Raw genomic sequence first — 14,102 nt, 5'->3', positions numbered from 1 at the left:
CGCCTATGCGAACAACCTTTTGTGACCCGACTGGGGCTCGAACCCAGGACCCCATCATTAAAAGTGATGTGCTCTACCAACTGAGCTATCGAGTCAATGCTTTCAAGAAAATTATGTGTTGATCACTTAAATTGTGACCCGACTGGGGCTCGAACCCAGGACCCCATCATTAAAAGTGATGTGCTCTACCAACTGAGCTATCGAGTCATATATTCTTTGCTTGAATGCGGGTGCAAATATAAGGACTTTATTTGAAGTTTTCCAAGGAATTTTGTCATAAATTTGACTTTTTTTTACATTAATTTTTAACGCCTTAGTTTATAGGCTTTTATTCTATGAGGAAAATTATATTATTAGGTTATATGGGTTGTGGAAAGTCGACCATTGCTGTAAAATTAGCAAAAACTTTAAAAATACCCTTTGTGGATTTAGATGAAAAGATTGAAGAAAAAGAAAATTTGTCCATAAATACGATTTTTGAAACGCGTGGAGAAATTTCCTTTAGAAAACGAGAACATGAAGTTTTTGTTGAATTATTAAATTCACCAGACCAATTGATAATAGGTTTAGGAGGAGGGACTCCGTGTTATGCTAATAATCATGAATTGTTAAAAGGCGATAACGTATGTTCTATATACTTAAAAGCGTCAATTGACACTTTGTTTGAAAGGTTGTCTGTAAATAAAAGTAAGAGGCCTCTAATTGCTCAAAAAAATGATGCCGAAATGAAGGAGTTTATTGCTACACACCTTTTCGAAAGGAGTTTTTACTACAATCAAGCACAACATAAAGTGACGGTAGATAATAAAACAGTAGATGCTGTCGTGCTTGATATAATGAGTGTATTAGCTTAAATGAGCGTAGCTGCTGCCATCTTCATCAAAAACAACTTGTACGTGCTCTAATAATGATGTAGAAAGAGATATTCCTTTAAAGTCTGCTTTTACAGGATATTTCTTGTGGTTTCGATCCACGAGAACGGCGGTTTTAAATTTTTTCAAAGGAACATCGATAAAATGTCTTACCGCATATATTAAAGTTGTACCTGAATTTAGTACATCATCAACTAGAATTAAGCCCTTATTTGCGTATTCCTCTTTCGATAAGGAAGTTTCGATAGGTAATTGAGGGTTTTGTTTGTTGATTTGGACTTTGCAAAGCGACACTTTAAGAGGTGAAATAACTTGTAGTGCATCGGTTATTTTTTTTGCAAATGTGTAGCCATTGCTTGCAATTCCCGCGATTACAATTTCTTCCTCGTCAACAAAAGTTTCGTAAATTTGGTAGGCAATTCTTCTTATTTTATGTTCTATTTCTTGATTGGTTAGGATGATATTCTTGCTCATTATTTTTGTTTAAAGTTAAGGATTGGGTTTTAATGGTTAAAAGTGAAGTGACAATTCTTATCCTTTTAATTATTCATCTTCGTCTGTTATGATTTCATTTCCAAATTCATCTATGTCTCTTCTGTCTTTTTTTGTCGGTCGTCCCGTACCCGTTTTTCGATAATGTTCTTTCGATAATTTCAAAAGTTCTAAGTGTTGATAGACTTCAGCTGGAGTATCATTTCTTCTATATATGTCTACCAGTTTTGCGCTAACACGATTTTCCGGAATGTCTAAAACCGTAATGATTTGGGTGATTTGATCTTTTCTAAAAGTGATTTTATCGGTAGGAAAAACCTCTTTTGAAGGTTTGGCAACGAGGCTATTTACTGTTACGTGATTCTTTTTACAGGCTTCGGTAACCATGTTTCTGGTTTTGTAATACCGCACACACCATAAATATTTGTCTATTCTCATAAATTTTCTAAAATCGGAGTTAAATAGTTTACAAAAATCAATCAATATTGTATCTTGCGCACTTAAAAAAATTAGCTATAATGAACAAATTTAAGTATTATTTTATTCTATTAATTACAACCGTCTCTTTATTTTCATGTTCTAAGGATAATGGGTCAGCAGAAATAACTCCGCCCCGAGATTATGCAACGCAATATGCAACTGATTTAAATGACATTGAAGAATATTTAAAAAATTATTATATTGAAGATGTTTCACCTGATGTAGATACTAAGATAACTAAAATTCCTGCAGGAGGAACGCAGCCTTCTATTTGGTCTTATAAAGACAATACGTCATTTCCTAAACTACTAAGTCGTGACGTTAAGCTTCATGATATTACCTATAAATTGTATTATTTAGTATTAAGAGAAGGAGTTGGGGAATCACCAACGAACACTGACGATGTGTTGGCTGCATATAAAGGCGAATATTTATCACGAACTAAAGTTGCTGAAGTAGAAAACTTAGGAGCTACTTTTTTTGAGCGATCTGATAATCCACAAACATTTTTTAGTTTGCCTTCAACGATAGTTGGTTGGGGCGAAAGTTTCCCAGAATTTAAAACGGGTACCTATTCATCAAATGCTGATGGTACAGTTTCTTATAATAATTATGGATCTGGAGTTTTGTTCATTCCTTCAGGGCTTGGATACTATAATTCAGGAAGCGCTAGTATTCCAGCTTATGCGCCTTTAGTTTTTAGTGTAAAATTATATGAGATTAGGAGAGTAGACTCTGATGGTGACGGTATTCCTAACTACTTAGAAGATTTAGATGGTGATGGTTATATGCGAATTATGCCAACTGGTGTCATTAACCCAGATGATACAGATGGAGATGGTATTCCTAATTTTTTAGATACTGATGATGATGGAGATGGTGTAAGTACCAAGAAAGAAATTACAGATGCCACAGGAAACATAATTCCTTTTGCCTCTATTCCTTCTTGTGATGGGAACACAACTGATCCAGCCAGAGTTAAAAAGCATTTGGATAAAAGCTGCCAATAATCACAACATCTTCTGAATAAAAAAATCCCGTCTTGATGATCAAGACGGGATTTTTTATGGATAAAAAGAAATTATTTTCTTTTCATTACTCTCTCTACAGCTTCAACAATTGCTTGATTGTTTAATTTGTATTTTTCCATTAATTGTTCTGGTGTTCCTGATTCTCCAAAACTATCATTAACCGCTACAAACTCTTGTGGAGCTGGCTCGTTTAATGCTAATACTCTAGAGATGCTTTCGCCAAGACCACCAAGAATATTGTGTTCTTCAGCAGTAACGATACATTTAGTTTTAGCCAAAGATTTCATAATCGCCTCTTCGTCAAGAGGTTTGATTGTATGGATATTGATTACTTCAGCCGAAATCCCTTTTGCTTCTAATGCTTCTGCAGCGATCAAAGCTTCCCAAACAAGATGTCCAGTAGCAACAATAGTTACATCAGACCCCTCATTTAAAAGGATTGCTTTACCAATTACGAAAGGTTCGTCAGCTGGCATGAAGTTAGGAACAACCGGACGACCAAAACGCAAGTAAGCTGGGCCATGGTGATCTGCAAGTGCAAGTGTAGCGGCTTTAGTTTGGTTGTAATCACAAGTATTGATTACAGTCATTCCTGGCAACATTTTCATTAATCCTATATCTTCAAGAATTTGGTGTGTTGCGCCATCTTCTCCTAATGTTAATCCTGCGTGTGATGCACAAATCTTTACATTTTTCTCAGAATAAGCTACTGATTGACGAATTTGGTCATACACTCTTCCTGTTGAGAAATTAGCAAAAGTTCCTGTAAAAGGAATTTTTCCACCAATAGTTAAACCTGCTGCAATTCCAATCATGTTTGCTTCAGCAATTCCGATTTGGAAAAAACGCTCTGGATGATTTTTCTTGAAATCATCAAATTTTAATGATCCAATTAAATCGGCACAAAGTGCTACAACATTTTCATTTTTTTGACCTAGTTCAGTCATTCCCGCTCCAAAACCTGAACGGGTATCTTTACTTCCTGTATTTGTATATTTTTTCATTTTTTCCTCCCCCAGCCCCTCCGAAGGAGGGGAGTTCCTATTGGGGTGTATAGGGATTTTATGTTATTATTTTGCTAATTGTAGCTGTTCCTCCCCTTTGGGCAGGCTAGGTAGGGACTAATAATCTGAGTTTCCTCCAACATTATAATTTTGTCCTAAAGCATTTTCAAGTTGAGCATCATTAGGCGCTTTACCGTGCCACGCATGAGTGTTCATCATAAAATCTACTCCATTACCCATTTCAGTGTGCAATAATACGCAAACTGGTTTTCCTTTTCCAGTTCTTGATTTAGCATCATTCATACCAGCAATAATAGCTTCGATGTCATTTCCTTTTTCAATTTCTAGAACGTCCCAATCAAAAGCTTCAAACTTGGCTCTGATGCTTCCCATAGCTAAAACTTCGTCAGTTGAACCGTCAATTTGTTTTCCGTTCAAATCGATAGTAGCAATAAGATTATCTACTTTTTTAGCAGATGCATACATGATTGCTTCCCAGTTTTGACCTTCTTGTAATTCACCATCACCATGAAGGGTGTATATAATGTGGTTGTCACCGTTTAGTTTTTTAGCTTGTGCAGCTCCAATCCCTACAGATAACCCTTGTCCAAGTGAACCCGATGCAATTCGTACTCCAGGTAAACTGTCATGAGTCGTAGGGTGTCCTTGTAATCTTGAATTAATCAAACGGAAAGTGGCCAGCTCAGAAACTGGGAAATAGCCGCTTCTTGCTAAAACGCTGTAAAATACAGGTGAAATGTGTCCGTTTGAAAGAAAGAAAAGGTCTTCTCCAACGCCGTCCATTTCAAAACCTTCTTTGCGTTCCATTATATTTTGGTATAAGACTACAAGAAATTCAGTACAACCTAAAGAACCACCTGGGTGACCTGAGTTGACTGCGTGTACCATTCGAAGAATATCTCTTCTGATTTGGATAGTTAAATCGTTTAATTGTTGTGTGTTAGGCTTCATTTTATGTGTAAAAGTTAAACTGTGGCAAATGTAAATTTTATTTAGGGTTATGACAATAGTTTTAATGAATATTTAAAATAGATATAAACCTATTGTTTATGCTGTAAAAGATTCTTATTTTTCTGAAACTCGGGCATAAAAAAAGTCCGCACGAAGCAGACTTTAATTTTAAGAAGTTGATTTTATGAATTTATTTTATTTTTTAAATTACTCCATCCGCCACCGTTATATACGTTAGTATAACCGTTTGATTTCAAGATGCTTTTAGCCGAAGCACTTCGCATTCCAGAAGCGCAACAAGTAATGATTGTTTTGTTTTTATCTTTTAGCTTACTCAAATTGCTACTTAATGTGTCAACTGATATATTTACTGAGCCATTAATGTGTCCGCCTGAATATTCTGCTTTACTTCGTACGTCAAGGATAATTGCGCCTTGTTTTACTAAATCAGCATAGTTAACACTAGGTCCAAAACCGAATAGTTTTTTGATTGAATCGAACATAATTATTTAACTTGTTTGTGATTGATGAAAATTTACGTCTAGCCAAGAACCACCATTGTAGCAATCAATTCCTTTTTGAGATAAGTAATGTTGTGCTTGTCCGCTGCGGTTTCCTGATGCGCAACAAAGTATTAAAGGAGCTTTTAGATTTTCTAATTCTTCCATTCTTTCTTGTATTTCTCCAAGTGGGATGTTTATAGAATCTACCACATGTCCACCCATAAACTCTTCTCTTGTGCGAACATCAACTATTGTGCACGCTCTTTCTTTTATTAAATTTTCTATTTTCATTATTTCTGTCTTTTATAAGTTTGTTTTGACGGAATCACCTTTCTAAAACAGAGTGATTCTATTTTTAATAGTACAAAAGTAATACATCGCCTCGGTATGCTGAGTAACTTTTGTTACATAGCAGGGATTTTTAAATTTCTTTGATTCGAATATAAAATATAAAAAAGGATGGTAAAATAGAGTGGATGGGCTCGCTTGATAACCGCAGATCCTGTGAATTGAAAAGATGCTTTGTCTATTTATTTTTTAAATAAAAAAAATCGCCTCTTTTTTTAATTTACATAGGTGATAAAATCCATAATGCTGTAAAAACTGCCAATAGCCGTTTTGTAGATGCTTTCAAGCCTTTTCAACTTGAGGGGAAGCCAGTACGCTTGAATAAAAAAATACGTCCTGATTGTACTTCAGTTTCTATCCTAGGAGTGACCGCTTTGACCAGATTATAGCGTTTATAAACTGTACGATAGGTAAAAAGGGTAAATTTACTGGGTAAACAGTAAATTTACCCTTTTTGGAATGTGTTCGGTATAAAATAGTTGGATTACACTTTTCTTTTCAAAACAGCATCAAAAGCGTATTTACCGCTTCCTAATAAAAAGAGGACTCTAAATCCTTTAAATATTCCTCAGCTAACTTTACGATAATTCCATAGTTCCTGCCAGTGACTGGTTCCGTTCAACACAGCTTTCATCGTTCGTGCTGCGCACGCAACGAAAGCTTAGCTGTTGGGCGCATATTTTATTCCTTTTCCAATGATTTATTTTTCTTTTCTCTAATGAGATATACACTAATCAAAATCAATAATCCACCGATTGCATACCAAACTGTAAATTTCTCTTTGTCCAAAATGCCCCAAATTACCGCAACGACTGGTAATAAAAGTGAAATGGTACTAACAAAAACTGCAGAGGTATCTTGAACAAGTTTGAAAAACAAAAACATTACCAAAGTAGTACTAATGACGGTTAGAAAGACTAAATAGCCTAGAGCCGTTAAAGTTTCGTTTTGGCTGTAATCAATGTCTGTAAAAAAACCTGAAAAACCTAAAATTAAAAGAGACGGCACCATCCAAATAGTATAAATACCTGTTGATATATCTGTCGATTTTATGTGATGTAATTTTTTTTCAATGATGAGTGCTGCAACTGCATAAAGTGCCGAACCTAATACCAATAAAATCGTATAATAAAGATGATTTTCGCCATTTCCTGAATTGGAAGAGTAAACTAAAATGATTGCGCCTATAAATCCAATTATCGCTCCAGCGTATTGAATAAGTTTATTTCTGATTCCAAAAAGAATTGCTCCTAAAATGAGGGTGAACATTGGGTCTAATGCATTTATAATGCCTGCCAATGAGCTACTTACGCCTTGTTGTGCAATGGGAAAAATAAAGACCACTAAAAAGTTGCCAAATAATCCTGACAGAGCAATCCAAAAAATATCCTTTTTTGACATTTTTTTCAAGGCTGGGAAACCAATAAATGACAAAAGCAAGCCTGACAATCCTGCCCTAAAAGCTCCGATTTGATATGGGTTAAATACGGGTAGTAATTTTTTTATGAGTATAAAAGAAGAACCCCAGATTATAGCAATGAAGATGAGTAGAAAATATTTATTTTGAATGAATTGCCTCATAAAGTGTCTCCGTTTTTTTTAATTCGACAAATATAATCTTTCGATTTTTATATAATCACTCAATTAAGTTTTTTTATTAACTTTCATTGGTTTTTTAAATTGCGCAACAGCTAAGCTTTCATTGTTCGTACTGCGCACGCAACGAAAGCTCAGCTGTTATGCCCTTTGCTTTTCTTTATTTCCACCATATTACAAACGTATCTAATGTCGCTGTGTCCGGGATTTTTGAAATGTCAATTTGCTTCTTGCTTTCGTCCCACCAATTGTCTAATAGCTGTTTTTTATTAATGCTAAACCTAGCATTTAGTTCTCCAACAGTCAAAACTATGTGTTCTAAGTCAGGAGCAATGTCTGTGATTTTATGATTGTTTTTTAGGTCTGCATATGTTGAACCAAGTCCAATGTTTTTATTGGTTTTAAACCTATTGTCCAAAATTAATATTCGATTAATTTTGCTCTGAATCTCATCTTGTACAGTTGGTGTCAGTGTAAGCAAATGAATCTTATTTGTGTCAAAATATTGATAGTCGTCATAAGAATTTTCATAGTCATCTTTGTCAACCACTTTTTTAATATGGACTTTGGGGACGATGTCCAGCACTTCTTTGACAGTCATTCCTTTTTTAAATACACCAACATTATTCTCAGTCACTAAAAAGTCAACTTTGTCTGCTTGCTTATTCACACAAGAAATTGTCAGTAATGCTAAAAAAAGTAAAGTCCGTGTTTTCATTGTATTGTTGTTATTGCTTGTAGTCATAGCATTAGTCATCATGTTTCGTGGCTTGGCGTCAGTTGGGGATTTGGTTAGCCAAATGTATAAATTAAAGACCGAAATTACAAGTACAAAACCATCTTCCCATTAAGCCAATTGCCCAAATTTGTTGTAGCGTGTGTTGGCGGATAGTGGCTTTATTTATCCCTATTTTTCATATTGTTCAATTGTCTTTAACAATTCGGCTGAATAATTAAAAATATCGTCCAAACTTTCTATTTCATTTTTAGTTTCTTTTTTGTTTTCGTCAATTGTTCCAATAAATTTCTTTCCGCCGTTCAGATATAATCTACAAACTGCTTTTCGGTTATTGTCGTCAAGAAAAATCGCAAAATAAGATTGTGCATCTCGATAAGTTACTCTTGTTGCTGGAATTTTTTGTCGCAAAATAGTTTTCACGATTAAAAAACCTTCAAGTTCTTCTTCTGTTGTGTTTATTTTGCTAATATCTTCAAGATTTTGTTCGGCTGAAATTTCGGCTGAAATTTCAGATTTGTTTTTTTCATCTTCTTTTGATAATGCAGTTTTTAATCTTTCTGTAATTAAATCGCTGATATAATGTTGAACAGATTTTTTTGTCAATTCTGTGAATTGTTCCAAAACTTTTGCCGTTACAACACTTGGATAAACTTGTTTTGCAAAATATTTTACAAATTCTGGAGTTGGGTCGGTTAATTCTTTATTTAGTAAATGTTTGAGTTCATTCATATACTTCATTTCGCTTGCAGTATTTACGATGCTTTCAGCATCGAAATTCGCTTTGTGAAATTTTTTCAATTCCTCAATTTGGTTATCTTTAATTTCGGTTATGTTAAACTCCAAGAATGGTTTTTCATCCATTTTGTTTGGTGCAACCAAATCAGAATAAAAGCGATACACAATTCCGTTTGTCAACAAACCGAATTTTGCTTTTGATACGTGAAAATATCTCAATAATTGACCATCGTGAACGTTTAGATTTTGTCGCCAATCCTTACATTCTACTAAAATTGTTGGATGTCCATCTTTGAAAATTGCGTAATCAATTTTTTCTCCTTTTTTAATTCCAATATCTGCGACAAATTCCGGAACAACTTCAATGGATTAAAAACATCATAACCTAAACATTGCAAAAAAGGCATAATAAATGCGTTTTTTGTTGCTTCTTCAGTTTGAATATTTTCTTTGTGTTTTGTTCTGTCAGCAATTAGTTTAAGTTGGTCTTTCAAATCCATTTTTATGTGTTTTTTTATATTATAATTTTTTCTTGTTTCGTCTCGTTTCAAGTGCCATTTCCGCCAACTTGCATAATAGGACGAAACAAACCTTCGTATTATACCCCCAAGTAGGGGTAGATTGACTAAGGTTTGTTTCGCTTTATCGATTCTCAAATATATTAAATTTTTCTTACAAATCGTCATAAGGGCTTTTTATTTGCTAGATACTTTTTGTACTCACGTGAGTATATATTTCGGTGGTTTTACTACTATTATGACCTAATAATTCTTGAATGTAGCGTAGATCAGTGCCGCTTTCTAATAAATGAGTAGCGTAACTGTGCCTAAGCCAGTGCAAAGTGGCTGGTTTTGTAATTTCCGATTTTTGTAACGCTTGTTTCAAAATTAGTTGCAAACTTCGAGCATCATATTGTAATCCGATAGTTTGTCCTTCAAATAAATAAGTTTTAGGTTTATATACTTTGTAGTAATCCCGCAGCATTTCTAATATCTTAGAACTCAATGGAACAATTCTATCTTTTTTTCCTTTAGAGTTTTTAAGCAATACAATATTTCTTAAAGAATCTATATGGGCGGGCTGAAGAGCCAATAATTCGCTACAGCGCAACCCACAACTATAAATCAGTGAAAGCATCATCTTATGTTTTATATTATTATGAGCATTCAATATCAATTTTATTTCTTCTTTGCTTAATACATTTGGCAATAGTTTGGCTCGTTTTGGTCGGTGTATTTTATCAACTTCAATTTTTGTTTCTCTTACTGTCCTAAAAAACAGCTTTATGGCATTAACTGTTTGGTTCTGATACGAAGCTGAAAGCTTCTTCTTTAATATATAGTCGTTATTAAAAATAATTACATCCTCATTATTGATTTCGGCAACTGGTTTTTCTCGGTAGAAAACCAAGAATGATTTTAAGGCTTCGCTATAGGTGTCAATGGTGCTTTGGCGATAGCGTTTGGAACGCATCCATTGTTTGAATTTTTCGATTTGCTCTATCGCTTCCATCGAAGGGAGCGAATTTGCTAGGGATTCTATGTTAAAACGTTCTCTGTTTTCGATAGTGTCCGGGATATGCCAAACGGTTTTTTGCTGACTCCATCTAGCGCCTTCTATTTGTTTTATGCGGGCAATCAGGTCTTGATTTTTTTGAAAATAGACGGCAATTCTATTTTCGCTATTTTGTTTTATAAGTTTTGCTGCCCAAGGCATATCGTGTTGATTTTGTGATTGAAAGATGCTGTTTTTTTATAAATATTGTGTTATTATCGCAATGGCTCTTGATGTATAGCTGCTTTTTTGCGTGAGGGATAGAAGTGGAAATCCTTTTATGAAGCGCAGCGGAATAAAAGATTACTTCACAATATTTTCATTTTAAGCTGAGTTCAGTGAACTTGTTTGCAGTGAATAGCCCGACCTTTTTAGGGCACGCCCCAATTGATTTGCTAAATCTTAATTAATTTTTTAAATTATCTAATTATCTAGTTTTCAAATTAACCTATCTTTGCCCGCCGAACAATCGGAAGAAATACGCCAATATGAAGTTTGATTTATTAAAGAAAGACCCGCTGTCGAAAGCCAGAGCGGGAAGCATTACTACTGATCACGGTGTGATTGAAACACCAATTTTTATGCCTGTGGGTACTGTAGCCTCTGTAAAAGGGGTGCATCAACGGGAATTGAAAGAAGATATAAACCCTGATATTATCCTGGGAAATACGTACCACTTATACTTGCGTCCACAAACTGAAATCCTTGAAAAAGCGGGTGGGTTGCATAAATTCATGAACTGGGACCGCAATATTTTGACGGATTCTGGTGGATATCAAGTATATTCACTTTCGGCCAACCGAAAAATTAAGGAAGAAGGAGTAAAGTTTAAATCGCATATTGACGGTTCGTACCACTTTTTTACACCTGAGAATGTGATGGAAATACAACGTACCATTGGTGCTGATATTATCATGGCTTTTGATGAGTGTACGCCTTATCCTTGTGATTATCGTTATGCGCAACGTTCCATGCACATGACGCATCGTTGGTTAGATCGTTGTGTAAGCCATTTGGATAAAGTTCCAGTGAAATACGGTTATGATCAAGCTTTTTTTCCAATTGTTCAAGGAAGCACATACAAAGATTTACGTCGTCAATCAGCTGAATATATTGCTAATACCAATCAGGTAGGAAATGCTATTGGTGGACTTTCAGTAGGGGAACCTGCAGAGGAAATGTATGCCATGACCGAAGTGGTTTGTGAAGTTTTGCCTGAAGATAAACCTCGTTATTTGATGGGTGTAGGAACTCCTATTAATATTCTTGAAAATATAGCACTTGGAATCGATATGTTTGACTGTGTGATGCCAACACGTAACGCTAGAAACGGAATGCTTTTTACAGCAAACGGGACTATCAATATCAAAAATAAAAAATGGGAAGCTGATTTTTCTCCTATTGACGAAATGGGAATCACTTTTGTTGATACCGAATATACTAAAGCGTATTTACGTCACTTGTTTGCTGCTAATGAATATTTAGGGAAACAAATTGCTACAATCCATAATCTTGGATTCTATATGTGGTTAGTGCGTGAAGCTAGAAAACGTATCTTAGCAGGTGATTTCAAACCATGGAAAGAAATGATGGTAAAAAATATGAACCAAAGATTATAAAATAGTTTCAGATTTCAGTTTTAAAGTATCAGGTAGCTGATCTTTAAAACTGAAATTTAATTTTGTAAATTTAAATATGCTAACAATAATAGATAAATACATCCTAAAAAGATATTTAGCCACTTTTCTGACTATGTTGTTGCTATTTGTTCCAATAGGAATTGTTGTAGATGTTTCGGAGAAAATTAATTTCATGTTGGAGAATAAAGTTCCACTATTAGAAATTGCTTTCTATTACTACAACTTTACCGTATATTTTGCTAATTCTCTTTTTCCTATATTTTTGTTTTTATCGGTGATATGGTTTACTTCTAAATTGGCAAATGACACTGAAATTATTGCTATTCTGAGCTCTGGAATTTCGTTTACTCGCTTTATGAGACCTTATATTATAGGTGCTTCTATAGTTTCTGTTTTTGTATTATTGATGGGTTTTTTCGTTGTTCCCGCCGCAAGCGAGGGTTTTAATAACTTTAGATATACGTATCTCAGGACTGGCGGTAAGGAAATGATGCGAGGAAATAATACTGATGTTTACAGGCAAATCACAGATAATCAGTTCATATACGTCAATAGCTTTAATACAGAGACTAAAACGGCTTTTAATTTTTCATTAGAAGAGTTCAATAAGGAGAAATTAGTATCTAAAATTACAGCTAGCAGAATAAAGTGGAATCCGAAGGAGAAGAATTATACGATGTATGATTATACTAAAAGAACCGTAGGAGATTTAAACGATAAAATTGAAAAATTACCAGAGAAAAAGGCGAAATTTAATTTTGATTTAGAGGATTTAACGCCTGTTATTTATATCGCCGAAACCTTGAGTTTGGGAAAATTAAATGCTTTTATCAAGAAAGAAAGAGAACGTGGATCATCCAGTATCAACGTATATTTAGTTGTTTTGTATAAAAAATATAGTGTACCAGTTTCTGCCTTTATCCTTACTATCATTGCTGTTGCCGTTTCATCAATGAAAAGACGAGGCGGTATGGGAACCAATTTAGCCATAGGAATTGCGCTGGCTTTTGCTTTTGTATTTTTTGACAAAATTTTTGGAGTACTAGCTGAAAAATCTAGTATTCCACCATTTTTAGCCGTTTGGTTACCAAATGTTGCTTTTGGAATCTTAGCCATTTATTTATTACGAAATGCGAAACGATAATTTAAAAAGTTATTTAAATCTTCATCTAATTGTTTTTATTTGGGGTTTTACTGCTATTTTAGGAGCTTTAATAACCATATCTGCAGATGCTCTAGTATGGTACCGTATGTTTTTTGCTACCATTTTCTTAGGTGTTTTCCTTGTGTTCCAAAGAAAATCATTTAGAATTCCATTAAAATCATTTGTAAAGTTGATTTTCGTTGGTTTGCTAATCGCCTTACATTGGATTCTTTTTTTTAAAGCAATTCATGTTTCTAATGTTTCTATTACGCTCTCTGTATTTTCATTAGGTGCGTTTTTTGCCTCCCTTTTAGAACCTCTTTTTTATGGTCGAAAAGTCTTGTGGTACGAAGTTTTTTTTGGACTCATTATAATCGCTGGATTAGCATTAATCATGAATGTCGAAGTACATTATCTAGACGGAATGCTATATGCCCTAGCTGCTATAATATTAGGAGTTTTATTTACACTGATGAACGGAAAATTAATTGCTGATCATGATCCTTCGATAATCTCTTTTTATGAATTCTTAGCAGGTGTCTTTTTTATATCCATTTACTTTTTATTCCAACAAAAAATCACGGCAGATTTTTTTGTTTTGGATACGAATAATTGGGTTTTAATTTTGATTTTATCTTCTATATGTACAGCTTATGCATTTACTGCCTCAGTAAAAGTTATGCAAAAATTAAGCCCTTACACCGTTATGCTTACTACTAATTTAGAGCCGGTTTACGGTATATTTTTAGCGTACTTCATTATAGGTGCTAAAGAAAAAATGAGTTTTGAGTTTTATATTGGAGCTGTGATAATTATTATAACTGTGATTTTGAACGGAATTATTAAACACAAGCAAAAGCAAAAGATAGCAAACAGTCTTTAAATAGTTAAGTTAGAAAGGATGTGAGATTTCGGATTTCAATTGGCCTTTTTTTAACATTTTCCAACAAATTAAATATGATACCTTTGCAAAGTTTTACCAATTAATTATC

16 protein-coding genes, 2 tRNA genes and 1 pseudogene are annotated in these 14,102 nt (G+C 34.2%); 5 read left to right on the top strand and 14 right to left on the bottom strand.

The features are described 5' to 3' along the window. Window positions 1-22 precede the first annotated feature (22 nt). Window positions 23-95: transfer RNA gene (locus LNP27_RS14140), tRNA-Lys, on the bottom strand. Window positions 96-134: 39 nt separating this feature from the next. Next, window positions 135-207, bottom strand: a tRNA-Lys gene (locus LNP27_RS14135). A 128-nt stretch (window positions 208-335) separates the two neighbouring features. On the opposite strand from LNP27_RS14135, the gene LNP27_RS14130 reads away from it, so the two are divergent. Further along, entirely contained in the window at window positions 336-854 is a 519-nt protein-coding gene (locus tag LNP27_RS14130; RefSeq protein ID WP_229942279.1) for a shikimate kinase, read from the top strand. Here LNP27_RS14130 and LNP27_RS14125 read toward each other — a convergent pair. Both LNP27_RS14125 and LNP27_RS14120 read right to left on the bottom strand, forming a co-directional pair. Next, window positions 846-1,346: a phosphoribosyltransferase domain-containing protein gene (locus LNP27_RS14125; RefSeq protein WP_229942278.1), complete on the bottom strand. Its 501-nt coding sequence runs from the start codon at window positions 1,344-1,346 to the stop codon at window positions 846-848. The two genes, LNP27_RS14130 and LNP27_RS14125, sit on opposite strands and share 9 nt — an antisense overlap. A 69-nt stretch (window positions 1,347-1,415) precedes the next feature. Then, window positions 1,416-1,802 (bottom strand): RNA-binding S4 domain-containing protein, encoded by a 387-nt coding sequence (locus tag LNP27_RS14120; RefSeq protein ID WP_229942277.1) that lies wholly within the window; start codon window positions 1,800-1,802, stop codon window positions 1,416-1,418. 80 nt (window positions 1,803-1,882) lie between these two features. On the opposite strand from LNP27_RS14120, the gene bamM reads away from it, so the two are divergent. Beyond that, entirely contained in the window at window positions 1,883-2,854 is a 972-nt protein-coding gene (gene bamM / locus LNP27_RS15280) for a BamM family beta-barrel-assembly machinery protein (protein WP_305070164.1), read from the top strand. Window positions 2,855-2,925: 71 nt separating this feature from the next. Here the strand turns inward: bamM and LNP27_RS14110 are convergent, their stop codons facing one another. The 10 genes and pseudogenes from LNP27_RS14110 to LNP27_RS14065 all read right to left on the bottom strand — a co-directional run bounded on the left by LNP27_RS14110 (window position 2,926) and on the right by LNP27_RS14065 (window position 10,488). After that, complete coding sequence (locus LNP27_RS14110; protein ID WP_229942276.1) at window positions 2,926-3,879, bottom strand: transketolase family protein; 954 nt, start codon at window positions 3,877-3,879, stop codon at window positions 2,926-2,928. Window positions 3,880-3,996: 117 nt separating this feature from the next. Then, on the bottom strand, window positions 3,997-4,851 hold the full coding sequence (locus tag LNP27_RS14105) for a transketolase (RefSeq protein ID WP_229942275.1): 855 nt from the start codon (window positions 4,849-4,851) through the stop codon (window positions 3,997-3,999). A 182-nt stretch (window positions 4,852-5,033) separates the two neighbouring features. After that, window positions 5,034-5,354: a rhodanese-like domain-containing protein gene (locus tag LNP27_RS14100; RefSeq protein ID WP_229942274.1), complete on the bottom strand. Its 321-nt coding sequence runs from the start codon at window positions 5,352-5,354 to the stop codon at window positions 5,034-5,036. 6 nt (window positions 5,355-5,360) lie between these two features. Then, a complete protein-coding gene (locus LNP27_RS14095) occupies window positions 5,361-5,645 on the bottom strand; it encodes a rhodanese-like domain-containing protein (protein WP_229942273.1) in 285 nt (94 codons plus the stop codon). 738 nt (window positions 5,646-6,383) lie between these two features. Then, window positions 6,384-7,283 carry a DMT family transporter gene (locus LNP27_RS14090; RefSeq protein ID WP_229942272.1) on the bottom strand — a complete coding sequence of 300 codons (900 nt, stop codon included), beginning with the start codon at window positions 7,281-7,283 and terminating at the stop codon, window positions 6,384-6,386. A 175-nt stretch (window positions 7,284-7,458) separates the two neighbouring features. Further along, the gene (locus LNP27_RS14085; protein WP_229942271.1) at window positions 7,459-8,016 is read right to left on the bottom strand and encodes a hypothetical protein; all 558 of its coding nucleotides are present in this window, start codon (window positions 8,014-8,016) and stop codon (window positions 7,459-7,461) included. A gap of 189 nt (window positions 8,017-8,205) precedes the next feature. Then, window positions 8,206-8,952, bottom strand: coding sequence for a hypothetical protein (locus LNP27_RS14080; protein ID WP_229942270.1), 747 nt, complete (start codon window positions 8,950-8,952; stop codon window positions 8,206-8,208). A gap of 9 nt (window positions 8,953-8,961) precedes the next feature. Then, window positions 8,962-9,072 (bottom strand): annotated as a pseudogene (locus LNP27_RS14075) (restriction endonuclease); the annotation flags it as partial. After that, on the bottom strand, window positions 9,042-9,272 hold the full coding sequence (locus LNP27_RS14070; RefSeq protein WP_229942269.1) for a hypothetical protein: 231 nt from the start codon (window positions 9,270-9,272) through the stop codon (window positions 9,042-9,044). The pseudogene LNP27_RS14075 and the gene LNP27_RS14070, both read right to left, overlap by 31 nt. A 202-nt stretch (window positions 9,273-9,474) precedes the next feature. Beyond that, window positions 9,475-10,488 carry a tyrosine-type recombinase/integrase gene (locus LNP27_RS14065; protein ID WP_229942268.1) on the bottom strand — a complete coding sequence of 338 codons (1,014 nt, stop codon included), beginning with the start codon at window positions 10,486-10,488 and terminating at the stop codon, window positions 9,475-9,477. A gap of 326 nt (window positions 10,489-10,814) precedes the next feature. Here LNP27_RS14065 and tgt point away from each other — a divergent pair, with 326 nt between their 5' ends. From tgt to LNP27_RS14050, 3 genes are all read left to right on the top strand, one after another. Then, window positions 10,815-11,945 (top strand): tRNA guanosine(34) transglycosylase Tgt, encoded by a 1,131-nt coding sequence (tgt, locus tag LNP27_RS14060; RefSeq protein ID WP_229942267.1) that lies wholly within the window; start codon window positions 10,815-10,817, stop codon window positions 11,943-11,945. Between the two features lie 76 nt (window positions 11,946-12,021). Continuing rightward, window positions 12,022-13,110, top strand: coding sequence for an LptF/LptG family permease (locus LNP27_RS14055; RefSeq protein WP_229942266.1), 1,089 nt, complete (start codon window positions 12,022-12,024; stop codon window positions 13,108-13,110). Continuing rightward, window positions 13,097-13,993 (top strand): DMT family transporter, encoded by an 897-nt coding sequence (locus tag LNP27_RS14050; RefSeq protein ID WP_229942265.1) that lies wholly within the window; start codon window positions 13,097-13,099, stop codon window positions 13,991-13,993. Before LNP27_RS14055 ends, LNP27_RS14050 begins: the two co-directional genes overlap by 14 nt. Window positions 13,994-14,102: the final 109 nt, after the last annotated feature.

It is taken from the genome of Flavobacterium galactosidilyticum, assembly GCF_020911945.1.
In the GTDB taxonomy this organism is placed as follows: domain Bacteria; phylum Bacteroidota; class Bacteroidia; order Flavobacteriales; family Flavobacteriaceae; genus Flavobacterium; species Flavobacterium galactosidilyticum.
This window is presented reverse-complemented; position numbering and strand designations above follow the sequence as displayed.